Origin of the sequence: Nocardia sp. NPDC050175 (assembly GCF_044459885.1) — a bacterium.
Classification (GTDB): Bacteria; Actinomycetota; Actinomycetes; order Mycobacteriales; family Mycobacteriaceae; genus Nocardia.
Map to the genome: position 1 here is coordinate 606,000 of NZ_JBITJI010000001.1, position 12,858 is coordinate 618,857.

Consider the following 12,858-nt stretch of genomic DNA (forward strand, 5'->3'; position numbering starts at 1 on the left):
CGATCCATCCGTCCATGAGCAATATCGGCTGGTTATCATCCGATAATGGATGAATTGCTGTCGGCCGAGGTCGAGACGTTGGTGCCGCTGCTGGCGGCCTTCGATGCCGCGGCCGGTGAGGGCCACATCACACGCGCTGCGCAGCTGCTGGGAATCCCGCAGTCCTCACTGAGCCGACGGTTGAAAGCCGTCGAAAAGACACTCGGGGTCCAACTGTTCCAGCCTGCTGGGCGCGGCATCACGCTCACTGCCGCAGGACGCGAATTGTTCGAACGCACACGAGGACTCGTGCGTTCCCTCGATGACGCCGTCAGTGTCGTTCGCAGTAACGCAGATCCTGAGGGCGGGCTGGTGAGGTTCGGATTCCCCCTCACTTTGGGACCGGTCAGCATGCCTGCACTGTTAGCCGAGTTTCACGCCGACGCACCTCGAATCCGACTCCATCTGACCCAGGCACATGGCGAAGCACTTGCCACCATGATCCGCGAGGGTCGGCTCGATCTTGCCGTCATGATCCCCGCACCGACCGACCTGCCCACGAGGGCCCTCGGACACCAACGCATCCACCTCTACGTCGCAGCCCACCACCGTTTCGCCGATCGCAACACGATCGACCTCGCCGAGGTAGCCGGCGAAACCTTCATCGCCAACCCGCCGACCTACCATCTGCGCCGCATGCTCGACACCTGCTGCGCCGAAGCAGGATTCACCCCTAACGTCGCATTCGAAATCACCGAATTCGAAACCCTGCGCTCGCTCGTCGCCCACGGCCTCGGCGTCGCGCTTCTCCCCGAACCGGAAACACCGCATCCCGACCTGCACCGTATCGCCCTCAATACCACCCACGACCGCACGATCGGTCTCGTCTCCGGCCACCACCGACCCACCCCTGCCGTCGCACGGCTCTACAGCTACATCGCCCACAACGCGTTGGCACACATCAACAGACCACACGTCCCGACGCTCCGCTGATGTCGCCTCATCCAGGCATGGGCGTACGTTCACCCGACCGACGCAGGTCGCGGCATGTGCCGACGGCCTGCTTGTTACACGTCGACAAGGTCGTCGCTATCGTGAAGGACGAGGTCGCCATTCAGTCGAAAGTAGAACGGCTAGTCGACTCGCGGACAGGAAAGAGCGGCGTCGGATCATGGCAGAGGACCTGACCGTGACTCGGGGGCTGGTGATACCTGGGTCCGAGTTGCGTGAGCGGTTCTCTCGGTCGTCCGGTCCGGGAGGGCAGCACGTCAATACCACCGACAGCCGGGTCGAGCTGTCGTTCGACCTTGCCAACTCGCCCTCCGTGCCGGAGTGGCTGCGCACCCGGATGCTCGACCGCCTGGCCACCCGCCTGGTCAACGGGGTGCTCACCATCGCCGCATCGGAACAACGCGCACAGTTGCAGAATCGCGCGGCCGCCCGCGAACGCCTGGCCGCGTTACTGCGTGACGCCGCTGCCGCCCCGCCACCCGTGCGCCGCGTCACCAAGCCCTCGCGCGGAGCAAAGGAACGTCGCATCGCTGCGAAGAAGCGGCGCGGCGTCACCAAACGCAATCGTCGCGCCTCCCCCGACGACTAGCCGGGAACCGATGTCAGCTGCGAACGGCGGCCGTCAGAACACACGCGTTCAGATGAAGATCGACCGGATGTTCAGGACCCCCAATAGATCTCCCAAACTCCGTCGTCTCCCTCGTGGATGCCTTCGAAGAAGATGTGATGCACGTCGATGCCGCCGAACCATTGCGACTGCTGGCGAGTGCTTCGTTCCGTCTCGCTGATAGCGGCGACAAGGTCACGCACCGTGAAGCACTTACCGTTAGGCGCTCGGTGTTCAACGGGATCGCCGAACCCGCGCAAGTTCAGCGCGGGCAGGTCTAGGACGACGCGGTCGAACTCGTCGTCGGTCAAGTCACGAAAGTCCCCATCTTCGAACACATTCGGCGCAAACGAGACTTCTGTGATCGTTGCGGTTGCGGCTGCGCGCTGATTGGACAGGTTCGCCGCGACATTCTCGGTCGGTTCCGTCAGCACGATCGCCAACGTCCCGGACAACCCATTGAAGAACTCCAGTGACATACGAGGATCGTGGCACGGAGCACCGACACCTCGCGCACGCCGACTGACCCGCGCGCACTTCCGCATAGGATGTGGTGGTGTCGCGTGTGCGCGCCGGGTGGACGGCGTCGGCATGGAGGCACCGCATTTTCGGGAGGCAGTCATGGGTCCACTTTTTCTGCCCTGTTGACACCGGGCACGTAACAACCGCTGCCCCAACACTTTTCAGACCTTCGCGCATTCTTACCATCAGCGAAGGCCGCCTCCCGCCCGCTTCGCGAAAGAGATCTCCATGTCCACCCATCCCCAACGCGCCCACGCCCTGGGCCGCGAACTGATCGACACTCACGACTGGTTGCGTAGCGAACTACGCCGCGTCGCCCGTGCACTGGACGTCTATCGGGGCGACGAGCCGATCGGCCCGCTCCGAGACCTGCACGCGCATTGCCTGGCCTTCTGCCAGGCCCTCACCGACCATCACACCAGCGAGGACGAGACAGCGTTTCCCGTTCTGGCCCAGCGCTTCCCGGACCTGGCCCCAGTACTCACCGAGCTTTCCGCCGACCACCATCTGGTCGCAGACATCCTGACCCGAATGACCACCGCCCTCGCCGAGCTCAGCGCCGAGAATCTAGCGACAGTGCGCGGCGAGATCGCGGGGCTATCGGCCATTATGGAATCCCATTTTCAGTGGGAGGAACGTCGAATCACGGCCGCCCTGGACGAGCTGCCGAGCGCCGAGTACACCGCAGCGAAGCTGTTCAGCCGCAGGCAATGATGTCCCGATAGGTGCGGTCGACCCATCAGGGATTCGGCGGGTGTCGTCGTCCGCCGGTACGCCTGCTCCGGTCGCCCGTCGCGATGCCGCGCTGACTTGTCGGTCCCCTGCGGTACGTTGCATCATGTTGCGGCAATACGGTTGCAATGCTTGATATTTCGACGCCCCGGACATCGGGGTAGATAGTGGGGGACACTATGGGATCACAGGGGCGACGGCCGATGCACGCGGTCGTCAGATATGGAATCGCGGCCGCGGTGGCGGTCGCGATGGTGATGGTGATGGTGGGCGGAACGATGGCGACGGCCGAGGCCGACCAATCGTCCTCGGGCTGCACCTACTCTTCGGGGTCGAACCCGGCCAACCAACCCGCGGTGTCCAGCACGACTCCGCAAGTGAATTCGACCTACACGATCAGCGCCGCAGTACTGAATCCGAACACCACGGTCATCTTCAGTGCCGTCGGTCCCGACGGGACGAGCGTCCCGATCGGCTCTCCGGTCGTGGTCGCGGATGGTGTCGGCACCACCGCCAGCGTCCAGTGGACTCCCACGACGACCGGCACCCACCGACTCTATGCCGCGGAATCCGGCCCCGGCTGGAACTTCACCTATGGCCCCACGACCTGCGGCGTCGCGCCAGCGGGCTGCACCTACTCCTCGGGGTCGAACCCGGCCAACCAACCGGCAATATCCAGCACGACTCCGCAAGTGAATTCGACCTATACCGTCAGCGCCGCAGTACTGAATCCGAACACCACCATCGCCTTCAGTGCCGTCGGCCCCGACGGGACGAGCGTCCCGATCGGCTCTCCGGTCGCGGTCGCGGATGGTGTCGGCACCACCGCCAGCGTCCAGTGGACTCCCACGACGACCGGCACCCACCGACTCTATGCCGCGGAATCCGGCCCCGGCTGGAACTTCACCTACGGCCCGACCACCTGCCCCGTCGCGTCCTAGCGGCATGGCAGGACGAGGTGCGGTGGATCCAGCGCCTCGGCGCCCAGAGTAGGTGCCGGGAGAACACTCTCCGGTAGAGACGCGAATAGCGCCGACCCGACCTCTCGGGTGCACGCGGTCGCCGCACCCCTCTCGATTGAGGGGTGCGGCGACCGTGATCGTTTTCAGGCCAGTCCGCGCGCAGGTACCACGGTGTCGAGCAGCCGCTGCGAGACCGGATCGCCGGTCTCGGCCCGCGCAAAAGCGTTCCAGGACTTGGCAGTTGGCCAAGGGGTGCCCCAGGCGGGAGTCGAACCCGCTCCAGGCCGCTTTAGAGGCGGCTGCTCGGCCGTCGAGCATCTGGGGCTGAGGTGGGGTGGCCGGCACAGGCCACCCCACATGATGACCGATCAGGCTGCGTCCGGATCGTCGATCCGGTCCCGCAGCTCGGCGTTCGCGGTCGCGGCTCTGGCGGCTCGGTACTCCTCGGCCGTCAGGGATCGCCCGAGCTCGTCGAGCGTCCGCAGCACGAACCGTTGCGTGACGACGCGGCGGTTCAGCACGTCGAGCGCGGCGGTCTGCCGCCACACCTTGCGCTGCAGCCAGCGGGTGGCCGTAGGCAGGTCCCCGACGAGTTGGGCGCGCAGCGCGTCCCGCTCGGCGGCGAGTTCGACGAGTTGGGCACGCAAGTCGCTCAGCTAAGTATCGATGGAATCAGTCATGTTCTCACCTCCCCTCGTTCAGCGAAGGCGAGAGGGAGGTGGGCGACCAGCCGACGGGCGGCTGGCTCGAACACGGCGGCCGTCAGAGCACCGTCGAGATCGGGTTCGTGGACCCTGACCAGTCGATGGCCGGCCGCAGCGGCGTCGGCGCACAGCCAACCGAGGGACAGTTCGTCAGGTGCGGTGAGCACCACCAACACATTCGAGGTAGCGTGCCAGCCAGTGACCACGTCGGGATGGGCGACGGCAAAGTCGAATGCGGCGTGCGCCGCCTGTGCGACCTGTATCCCCGGTGCCAGATCGGCACGGGTAACCAGGTAGAGGCGGCGGAGAGGAACCTAACGGTGTGGCACGAGATCAAGGATAACCCCTACGGCGCCTACAGCACAGTGGCAGTTCGGGTTTCGGAACTCTAAGGTCACGTCGTGCCTGAACTCGAGAACGATACGGACGTCCCAAAGTTGTGGGCGGAGCCGGGCACGTTGCTGGGCATGATGCAACGCGGGCGTGGAGCCTGTTACCGCGAGGCGCGGGCGGAGCCTGTGGTGGCGGGCAACCTTGTGGTCGAGTGCATCGTTCACGATCCTCGATGGGATCATCAAGTCGAACAACGTAGTTGGCTGTACGCGACGCTCGTCGCCGACGTGGGGGTCGAACTTTCTCGGTTGCGCGCGGCGTATGACGGACCGGCGGATCCGACGGGAGACGCCGACGCCTGGCTCGCCACCGGCGTTCTCGAACGGCTTGCCCGGCGTGGTGTCGATGGCGCTGTCACCGAATTGCGGCACTATCTGCGGTCGGGACGCGACCTCGATCAGGCGCTGGACAGTCTGATCCCGTTCGCCGAGCATCCCGAGGCCGAGGGACTCCTCAACGACGTACTGGAGGTGGCCGACGACGAACAGCTGGGGTCCGTCCTTGCTCCGTTCGGGCAGTTGCGCGATTTGTCCGCGCCGCCTTGGCCGGCCTGGCGGCGTGCAAGCGCCAGCATCGAGCGAGTCGTCGTGGCGGCGAAGCACATTCGAGAATCCGCCGAAGTGTTCGATCGCACCGGTCGAGAGGCGACGAACCGCGAACGGGTGTTGCAAGCCGCAGCTGAGGCGAACCTTGTCACTTCGATATCGGAGCTGACCGAAGACGATTGGGAGACAACGCTTCTCCGTATCGCGCCGAACCTGCTCCAGGACAACGCAACCCCGCGTGTCATACCGATCGCAGTGCGCAAGGCCCTGCGCAAACTCCGCTCACCGCAGGCGCTGACCTGGGCCCGAACCTACGCCACATTAGACGACACCGTCGGACGCACCGCCCTGTCACAGTTCGCCGATCTCGCCGAAACATCCGACGCCCCAAGAGTGTTCGAGTTCCTCACCGAAGCCGTATCCCGTGGCAACAACTACCTCTACGACCAGTGCGACCTTGTCTCCGCACTCGGCCGCCTGAACCATGCCGCCGTCCGCGCGACGATCGACGAGATCTTCGACAACACGCTCTACTCGTATCTGCGCATCCGATGCGCAACAGCATTGAGCCGTCTGGCACCAGCCTTCGCCGACGAGCGAGCGGTCGAATGCCTCGACGACTGCGAACCCGAGACCCGAGAGCTCGGCATCACGCACGCGAACCTAGCCGTCCCCGCGATCCGTGCACGCCTCGGTCGAATCGCCGACGACCCGACCGAGGAAGACGACAACCGGCGAGCCGCCACAGATCGAATCATGCAGCGGCGCTGAGAGACCCGAGTATGACCACCGGTCGCGCCACCAATTACCCTACTGCGGAACCAGTTCCGGATTCGCGGGCGGCGATGGCGGCTTGGATTCGTCGTAGGGTGCGTAGGCCCTTCTTCGCGGCAACGCTCACCATGCCGTCGAAGACTGTGGCGCCCCGGTCATTGGCCATCAACCGTTCCAGCGTCGGCACGGCACGATCGTCGCCGGTCGAACCGAGCGCGACAGCCGCCCAGTAGCGCTGGTCCGGGTCGTCGCTGTCCGCCGCCGCGCACAGTCGCGGGATGATGTCCGGGGCGAATGTGGCCAGGGCACTGGCGATATAGCCGATGCGGTAGTACCGGCGGTGCTCGAATTCGTCCCAAAGTGCGGCCAGGGCCGCATCGCCGCCGATCAGGCCGAGGGCCTCGGCGGCACGTTCGCGCATTCCGACGATCGAATCCTGCAGCACGGGTGTGAGCGCCGGGACGACCGATTCGTCGCCGAGCGTGCCCAGGGCGATCACCGCTTGCTCGCGAGCCATCTGCTGTGAGTGGTCCAGCATCGCGACCAAACCGGGAACCGCGTCGCGGAAGCCGAGCGCCGCGCAGCCCATCGCCGCCCAGGCCTGGCAGTTGTATCGAGTGTCGGCCAGCGACGCGAGCAGCGGAGCCCGCAGCGTGTCGTCGCCGAAGACCGCCGCCCGGTTCAACGCCCGGCTGTACAGCGACCGGTGGTAGTCGGAATAGTCGCGCACGAGCGCGCACAGTGCTTCCTTGGCGGATGCGTCGCCATCAGCGGCCCGCACGAGCAGCAGCCGCAGATTCTCCTCGCGGGTCTCGAGATCACCATCTTTGAGGAGGCGCACATCAGCTGGGTTCACCGCCCAACGGTACCTGGCGACAATCTCCTCCCCCGACCACGTTCCGGGTGGTCAACACCGTCCCGACCACACGCGAACCGATTCGAAGGGAGTTACGCCGAGGTGGCTGCCTCGGTGAGTTGGCGGTTCGTGTGCCCCTGACAGAATCATGTGCGGGTGAATTCAGATCAAATCAGCACGCAGACCGCAGAACTGGCCTCGCGATTCGGTGTGCTGACTCCGCATGTCGAGTCGGGCGACGTACCGGACTGGTATGTGGATGGGGTGCAACCGCGGTTCCGCAAAAGGCAGCCGGTTCTCGTCATCGGGCCTGCCTTCGACAAGCTCTCGCCGGCCGAGCAGCAAGGCGCGCTCGCGGAGGCGATGCTCAACTTGGACCTCGTGTGGGCCGAGCGGTACAAGCCCTTGATCGCTACGATCTTCAGAAGGTCCGGACCGCTTCATAGATTGTGCGGCTGGACACCGCCATCGAGGAGGGCCGGGACCTCTCCTCGATGACGGCATCCTGGGCAACAGTTCCTATCGGCTGCTGTCGGCCGGCCTTACTTCAGGTGCCGGGTGAAGAACCGGTTCCCCTCCTCCCCTGCGTGCTGCGGGACGCCGGTGTGCCCGCCCATATTCGCGTTCAGCGTTTTCTCCTTGGAGCCGAAGGCGTCGAACAGGTCCAGGGCCATCTGCCGGTCGTTTCCTTCGTCGTCCCACTGCAGCAGGACGTGCAGCGGAATGGTGACCTGCCGGGCCTCCTCGATAATGGCGCGGGGCACGAAACTTCCCGCGAACAGCACGGCGGCGGAAATGCGCGGCTCGACCACGCCCAGCCGGACGCCGATAGAGATCACCCCGCCCGAATACCCGACCGGGCCGCCGATCTCCGGCAGCGCGAGCAGGGCGTCCAGGATGGCCTGCCATTCCGGGACCGCCTTGTCGACCAGCGGGAGGATGAGCCGGTCGACGATGTCGTCGTCGACCCGCCCGCCGGCCGCCAGCGCCCGATGCAGGTCGGCGAGGGCCTGATCGGCGGCGGCCGAACGAGGCCGATCACCGCTCCAGGGGAGCTCGATGGTTGCCGCGGCGTAACCCTCCGCCACGGCGTGCCGGGCTCGGGCGAACAGTCGCGGGTACACCTTGCGCAGGCCGAGAGGAGGAGGGCCGAGCAAGATCAACGGGGCCGGTGTGGCGGCGGATGCGGGCGTCCACAGGATGCCGGGGATCTCGCCGAGAGTGAATTCGCGCTCGAGGACGCTGTCGTTGTCGAGGCGCTTTTCAGAAGTGAATTGCATGGTCGTGCCTTTCGGGAATGCTGTTTAACGGCGCTCCCAGACGACCTATCGCCCGACCGTGACCCCAGAGGGGAGCACCCATGTCAATACTGTGTTCACGGGTACCACCTCCTCGTTCTGTCGCACGGCCCCTGAAAAGTAGCAGTGATCGCCGTTGTCCGCCAACAGGTTTTCGCGGAGGGCCCGGTGCGGCGCTTTCGCAGAGCCTGCTGTTCTCTTTCATCGGATGAGTCGGTCGTATTCGTTGAACCGAGAGGTCCGCTCGATGCGGCAGGATGTCCTCATGCGTTTCCGGGGCAGTCTGCCGTTTCGCGGCACTATCGTTTGGCTTACTGCCGATCAAGGCGGCCGGCCGTCGGGACCACCACCCACTCCGACCGAACAGGACTATGCCGCAACAGCATTCGTCCCTCCGCACGGCCTGGACGACGGGCTGGCCTCGTTCGTCCTGCGAGTCGACGACCGATCAGCGTGGCGCTCACCCGCCAGTGCTGGGTGGCTGGCCGTCGCGAACACGGGTGCCCACGCGGTCCGGGCGGGTTCCGTCGTCGTCACCGAAGGCCCGCGCCACGTCGGCTACTTTCACGTGAGCGAACTGCTCGAAGGTGCCACGACGGACGACTGGTAACCCGATTCGCGCAGGCAATACCGGGCGTTCGCTGCCGAGCAGTTGGCGAGAACTGCGATCGCCGCCATCGAACCCTGTGATTGCAGTTGCGCGACAGCGGCGACCTTGAAATTCAAATCCTGGAAGGGTGTTCGGTGCTAGCGACTCAGCGCGCGGCGGGCGCGGGGGCGTCGTCGATTCCGGCGGTCGGGACCTGCACGGGATGGCAGTCGGCGGTCGGAGATTGGGCGGACAGGGACTGCAGCAGGCAGCCGACATTGATGAGCGAACCGGACCCTGAGCTGCCCGTTCCCGCCTGAGCCGCCGGAGCCGCAATGAAAAGTGCGGCAGCACAAAGCAATCCGCCTGCCATAAGTTTACGAGTGATCATGGTGGATTAATCGGCAATCGAAGTGGGCACGTTGCACACACAGCTGCCCCCAATTCAATGGTGTTTCGCTCCGCAGTACCCAGGCTAGCTACCAGCCGCACTTTCTCTCGGGATCTGCACTCGCTCTAGGGCCCTATTGCGAGTGCAGATCCCGAGAGTGAGTGCGGCTGATGCTGCCGGATGTCGAGAACGCAGCGATAGCTCCGTCCCAGGGGGACAGCGGCCACAACGGGCCGCGCGACGAAGGAGGATCACGCCATGCGCAAGCTCGTAGTCCAGCAGTGGGTTACCGTCGACAACATTGCCGCGGAGGAGGACGGCGGGCTCAGCTTCGTGTCCGGGGAGTCCTTCTCCGAGTCGACCGACCCTGTGTTCAACGCGAGCGTGCTGGGGCTCATCGACTCGGTCGACACGATGATCCTCGGTGCGAATACCTACGCCCAGTCCACGGGTTGGGCGTACGCCGAGGATCAGGGCGAGTACGGCGAGAAGCTCAACAACCTCACCAAGTTCGTTGCCTCATCGAAGCTGACGGACGCCCCCTGGGGCGACTTTCCCGCCGCGACCGTGACGCGCGACCCGGCCGCCACCATCCGGGAACTCAAGGAGCACAGCGGCAAGGACATCTGGCTGTGGGGCAGCTTGACCCTCATGCGCTTCCTGTTCGACGCTGGCCTCATCGATGAAGTCCGGATGCTGGTCAGCCCAGCGGCGCGCGGCAAGGGAACACGCCTCTTCGAGGATCGGCGCGACCTGGCGCTCATCGAGGCCGCCGGGTTCGAAAACGGATTGGTACTTCTGCGCTACGAGATCAAGAAATAAGCGGAAAGTCCGACCGCCATGGGCCGGCGTCGCGCCGCCCATGGAGGTCGCGGGGGCGGCCTGACCAGCGGCGAAACGGTATTCCCGATCTTGAACCGATGGTCGGCGCCCGCTCCTGGCGCAGCCGGTCGACACGCTGCGGTGGTCGTTGCGAGATAGAATGTAGCTGCATGATTTCCGGCTGCGGGATCGTTCGATAAAGGGAGTCCGAGCGGATGGATCGCCGGAGCAAGGGAATCAGCCGGCGCAGTGTGCTGGTGGCGGGTGGCGCCTCGATCGCACTCACCGTGCTGGCCGAGCCGACGGAAGCGATGACGATCACGCGGAAAATAGCCGCGGGTCCCGACGAGCCGGCCAAGCGGGCGAGCCTGGCGGAACAGGCGATCGTGCAGCGACACGTGCGCACGCTCTGGGGCCAACCACAGATGCGACTCGGGATGCTCTTCTGGCCCGCGTCCTTGGTGGACCGGTCGTTCGTGAAATGGTGCATGTGGTGGCAAGCCCACCTGCTCGACTGCGCGGTGGACGCCGCGTACCGCACCCGCACCCCCGAACGGGTCGGCCGGGTCGCCGCCATCGCCCGCGGTATCCGGACCCGCAATCTCACCGGCTGGACCAACCGGTACTACGACGATATGGCCTGGCTGGTGCTGGCCCTCGAACGCGCCGACCGGCTGCTCGGTATCCGATTCGGCGGCGCGGTCGGCGAACTGAAGGCCGACCTGATCGACGGCTGGAACCCGTCCGTCGGCGCGGTGCCCTGGCGCGCGGGCGACGAGTACTACAACACCCCCGCGATCGGCCCGACCGGTATCGCGATGGCGCGGTTGGGTGAACTGTCCCGCGCCACCGAACTTGCCGATTTCATGCACACCCGATTGCGCGACACCGGCAGCGGCCTGATCCTCGACGGCGTCCACGAGCCCGGCGGACGGGTAGAGCGGACCGTGCACACCTACTGCCAGGGCGTCGCCATCGGTCTGGAAACCGAATTAGCCTTGCGCACAGGCGAATCGGACCATCGCAAGCGCGCGACTGACCTCATTGCCGCGACCGGCAAGGGACTCACGAAGGCCGGGGTGATCGCCGCGGCCTCCGGGGACGACTCCGGGCTGTTCATGGGCATCCTCGCCAGATACCTCGCGGAAGCCGCACTGGCCCTGGGCGACACCACCGCCGCGCACATCGTGCACGCCTCCGCCCGGGCGGCCTGGGAGAACCGCGCCGAGGTGGACGGGCTACCACTGTTCGGCCCGGACTGGACTCGTCCGGTCACCGTCCCGCAGCTGCCGGGAACCCTCACCCAGCTCACCCGCCCGGCCGCGGCGTCGACGAACCTGAGCCACGATCTCTCAGTGCAGTTGAGCGGGTGGATCCTGCTCGAAGCGGATCACCAGCTCACTGCCGCGGGCCTCTGAGAATTCAACGGCTGCAAGAATTCTCGAGCTGTCGCCAGCCCGGCCCCGCAAGGGCGATTCGAGCCCGCCGCGGCGGCGATGGCCCGCAAGATCACCGCAGCCCTCGACGCATGACAAACGCGGTTCCGGCACACCACAACTGGTTGCGGGGTCCACTCCGGGCCCCGCCGACCCGGTTACCTGGTCACCACTTCTTGCAGCGGCTGTCCGAATGTCCGGAGAAGTCGTCCGGGTCGTTGTGCCACTTGCCTTTTCGGTCACAGTTCCACTCGTTTGCCGTGGGATCATCGGGAGCCTTCGCGCCGGGATGGTCGTGGCCGTACCAGCCGGAGTCGCCGTTCTTCTTCGGGGACTGTAGGTGCGTGACGGTCACGACAGCCGCCGTCGCCGCGGGCGCGGCAACTATGGCCGGAGCAACGAGCAGAACACCGACGGCAGCCGAAACGCTGCCGAAAAACCCAAGCCTCACAGTGAGATCCTCTCGCGTGGAATCGGGAGCACCGGGTACCGCGTGCGGGGCCTAGGGTACCGAGCAAACCTCGTTCAGCCGTTCCGACAGGCTGACAACCCGCAGGTCAGGTGTGATCGCGCCGTGTTGATTCCCGCACCGTGGCCGCCCATCCGGCGTCGAGCAGGCGGAAGATTCCGTCGAGTGCGGACTCCGGGTCGTCTTGTCCGTGCACAAGGGTGACAGCTTCGAGGGCGAAGTGGGCCAGCGCCTGGGCGACGGGGTCGCTCTCGGGCAGTCCGGTCTCGGCGACAATCGCTGCGGCCACGGCGTTTTCGTGGCGCAGCCACATGCGGCGAGCGTGCTCGCGCAGCGCCGGAGTGGAGTCGATCAGGTGCAGGAAGTCGGCGAAGCGAGGGTCGGTGCGGACCTGCCGGGAACGCTCATCGTGCAGCAGTTGGCGCAGCGCCTGCGGAATGGAATGCCCGGCGGGACGCTCGCGGACGGCGGCGACGAGGGCTGCCTCGCGGTCCTCGTCCTGGTCGAAGACCAGTGCTTCCTTCCCGTCGGGAAAGTGCTTGAACAGCGTGGCCACCGAGACGTCGGCGGCGTCCGCGATCTCCCGCACGCCGACCGCGTCGTAGCCGCGCTCCAGGAACAGCTTCACTGCCGCGTCCGCAATGGCTTGGCGGTTGGCGGCCTTCTTGCGCTCGCGGCGTCCGGGCTCGGTCATGAGCTCACCTTACCTCCTGGGTAGAACAAATATAAATGTAGAACGGTTGCACTTTTAGAACCGATCAACCTATC

General features: G+C 65.7%; 15 protein-coding genes. 8 read left to right on the plus strand and 7 right to left on the minus strand.

What is annotated here, in order from left to right:
• The first annotated feature begins 45 nt into the window (after positions 1 to 45).
• Positions 46 to 972 (plus strand): LysR substrate-binding domain-containing protein, encoded by a 927-nt coding sequence (locus ACIBK2_RS02705; RefSeq protein WP_396962884.1) that lies wholly within the window; start codon positions 46 to 48, stop codon positions 970 to 972.
• 178 nt (positions 973 to 1,150) lie between these two features.
• Positions 1,151 to 1,579 carry an alternative ribosome rescue aminoacyl-tRNA hydrolase ArfB gene (gene arfB, locus ACIBK2_RS02710; protein WP_396962886.1) on the plus strand — a complete coding sequence of 143 codons (429 nt, stop codon included), beginning with the start codon at positions 1,151 to 1,153 and terminating at the stop codon, positions 1,577 to 1,579.
• A gap of 71 nt (positions 1,580 to 1,650) precedes the next feature.
• Here the strand turns inward: arfB and ACIBK2_RS02715 are convergent, their stop codons facing one another.
• On the minus strand, positions 1,651 to 2,076 hold the full coding sequence (locus ACIBK2_RS02715) for a hypothetical protein (RefSeq protein ID WP_396962888.1): 426 nt from the start codon (positions 2,074 to 2,076) through the stop codon (positions 1,651 to 1,653).
• 271 nt (positions 2,077 to 2,347) lie between these two features.
• Between ACIBK2_RS02715 and ACIBK2_RS02720 the strand changes: the two genes are divergently transcribed.
• Together ACIBK2_RS02720 and ACIBK2_RS02725 are read left to right on the plus strand one after the other, a co-directional pair.
• Entirely contained in the window at positions 2,348 to 2,833 is a 486-nt protein-coding gene (locus ACIBK2_RS02720; protein ID WP_396962890.1) for a hemerythrin domain-containing protein, read from the plus strand.
• Between the two features lie 221 nt (positions 2,834 to 3,054).
• Positions 3,055 to 3,792, plus strand: coding sequence for a hypothetical protein (locus tag ACIBK2_RS02725; RefSeq protein ID WP_396962892.1), 738 nt, complete (start codon positions 3,055 to 3,057; stop codon positions 3,790 to 3,792).
• Between the two features lie 389 nt (positions 3,793 to 4,181).
• Here the strand turns inward: ACIBK2_RS02725 and ACIBK2_RS02730 are convergent, their stop codons facing one another.
• Together ACIBK2_RS02730 and ACIBK2_RS02735 are read right to left on the minus strand one after the other, a co-directional pair.
• Positions 4,182 to 4,460: a hypothetical protein gene (locus tag ACIBK2_RS02730; protein WP_396962894.1), complete on the minus strand. Its 279-nt coding sequence runs from the start codon at positions 4,458 to 4,460 to the stop codon at positions 4,182 to 4,184.
• Positions 4,461 to 4,489: 29 nt separating this feature from the next.
• Positions 4,490 to 4,810, minus strand: a complete 321-nt coding sequence (locus ACIBK2_RS02735) for a hypothetical protein (protein WP_396964011.1) — start codon at positions 4,808 to 4,810, stop codon at positions 4,490 to 4,492.
• Between the two features lie 108 nt (positions 4,811 to 4,918).
• On the opposite strand from ACIBK2_RS02735, the gene ACIBK2_RS02740 reads away from it, so the two are divergent.
• Positions 4,919 to 6,226, plus strand: a complete 1,308-nt coding sequence (locus ACIBK2_RS02740) for a hypothetical protein (protein WP_396962896.1) — start codon at positions 4,919 to 4,921, stop codon at positions 6,224 to 6,226.
• A gap of 34 nt (positions 6,227 to 6,260) precedes the next feature.
• Here ACIBK2_RS02740 and ACIBK2_RS02745 read toward each other — a convergent pair whose 3' ends face one another.
• Both ACIBK2_RS02745 and ACIBK2_RS02750 read right to left on the minus strand, forming a co-directional pair.
• Positions 6,261 to 7,085: a HEAT repeat domain-containing protein gene (locus ACIBK2_RS02745; protein ID WP_396962898.1), complete on the minus strand. Its 825-nt coding sequence runs from the start codon at positions 7,083 to 7,085 to the stop codon at positions 6,261 to 6,263.
• Between the two features lie 542 nt (positions 7,086 to 7,627).
• Entirely contained in the window at positions 7,628 to 8,365 is a 738-nt protein-coding gene (locus tag ACIBK2_RS02750; RefSeq protein ID WP_396962900.1) for an alpha/beta hydrolase, read from the minus strand.
• Positions 8,366 to 8,630: 265 nt separating this feature from the next.
• Here ACIBK2_RS02750 and ACIBK2_RS02755 point away from each other — a divergent pair, with 265 nt between their 5' ends.
• The 3 genes from ACIBK2_RS02755 to ACIBK2_RS02765 all read left to right on the plus strand — a co-directional run bounded on the left by ACIBK2_RS02755 (position 8,631) and on the right by ACIBK2_RS02765 (position 11,603).
• A complete protein-coding gene (locus ACIBK2_RS02755; RefSeq protein WP_396962902.1) occupies positions 8,631 to 8,993 on the plus strand; it encodes a hypothetical protein in 363 nt (120 codons plus the stop codon).
• A 628-nt stretch (positions 8,994 to 9,621) separates the two neighbouring features.
• On the plus strand, positions 9,622 to 10,185 hold the full coding sequence (locus ACIBK2_RS02760) for a dihydrofolate reductase family protein (RefSeq protein WP_396962904.1): 564 nt from the start codon (positions 9,622 to 9,624) through the stop codon (positions 10,183 to 10,185).
• A gap of 215 nt (positions 10,186 to 10,400) precedes the next feature.
• Positions 10,401 to 11,603 carry a glycoside hydrolase family 76 protein gene (locus ACIBK2_RS02765; RefSeq protein ID WP_396962906.1) on the plus strand — a complete coding sequence of 401 codons (1,203 nt, stop codon included), beginning with the start codon at positions 10,401 to 10,403 and terminating at the stop codon, positions 11,601 to 11,603.
• 184 nt (positions 11,604 to 11,787) lie between these two features.
• Here ACIBK2_RS02765 and ACIBK2_RS02770 read toward each other — a convergent pair whose 3' ends face one another.
• Entirely contained in the window at positions 11,788 to 12,072 is a 285-nt protein-coding gene (locus tag ACIBK2_RS02770; protein ID WP_396962908.1) for a hypothetical protein, read from the minus strand.
• Positions 12,073 to 12,178: 106 nt separating this feature from the next.
• The gene (locus ACIBK2_RS02775) at positions 12,179 to 12,784 is read right to left on the minus strand and encodes a TetR/AcrR family transcriptional regulator (RefSeq protein WP_396962910.1); all 606 of its coding nucleotides are present in this window, start codon (positions 12,782 to 12,784) and stop codon (positions 12,179 to 12,181) included.
• Between the last annotated feature and the right edge of the window lie 74 nt (positions 12,785 to 12,858).

Bases quoted from the DNA above. Each gene is read 5' to 3' on its own strand.
- ACIBK2_RS02755 (WP_396962902.1), top strand. From the start codon at position 8,631: ATGCGGCAGGATGTCCTCATGCGTTTCCGGGGCAGTCTGCCGTTTCGC.
- ACIBK2_RS02775 (WP_396962910.1), bottom strand. From the start codon at position 12,784: ATGACCGAGCCCGGACGCCGCGAGCGCAAGAAGGCCGCCAACCGCCAA.
- ACIBK2_RS02720 (WP_396962890.1), top strand. From the start codon at position 2,348: ATGTCCACCCATCCCCAACGCGCCCACGCCCTGGGCCGCGAACTGATC.
- ACIBK2_RS02760 (WP_396962904.1), top strand. From the start codon at position 9,622: ATGCGCAAGCTCGTAGTCCAGCAGTGGGTTACCGTCGACAACATTGCC.
- ACIBK2_RS02715 (WP_396962888.1), bottom strand. From the start codon at position 2,076: ATGTCACTGGAGTTCTTCAATGGGTTGTCCGGGACGTTGGCGATCGTG.
- ACIBK2_RS02705 (WP_396962884.1), top strand. From the start codon at position 46: ATGGATGAATTGCTGTCGGCCGAGGTCGAGACGTTGGTGCCGCTGCTG.
- ACIBK2_RS02725 (WP_396962892.1), top strand. From the start codon at position 3,055: ATGCACGCGGTCGTCAGATATGGAATCGCGGCCGCGGTGGCGGTCGCG.
- arfB (WP_396962886.1), top strand. From the start codon at position 1,151: ATGGCAGAGGACCTGACCGTGACTCGGGGGCTGGTGATACCTGGGTCC.
- ACIBK2_RS02765 (WP_396962906.1), top strand. From the start codon at position 10,401: ATGGATCGCCGGAGCAAGGGAATCAGCCGGCGCAGTGTGCTGGTGGCG.
- ACIBK2_RS02750 (WP_396962900.1), bottom strand. From the start codon at position 8,365: ATGCAATTCACTTCTGAAAAGCGCCTCGACAACGACAGCGTCCTCGAG.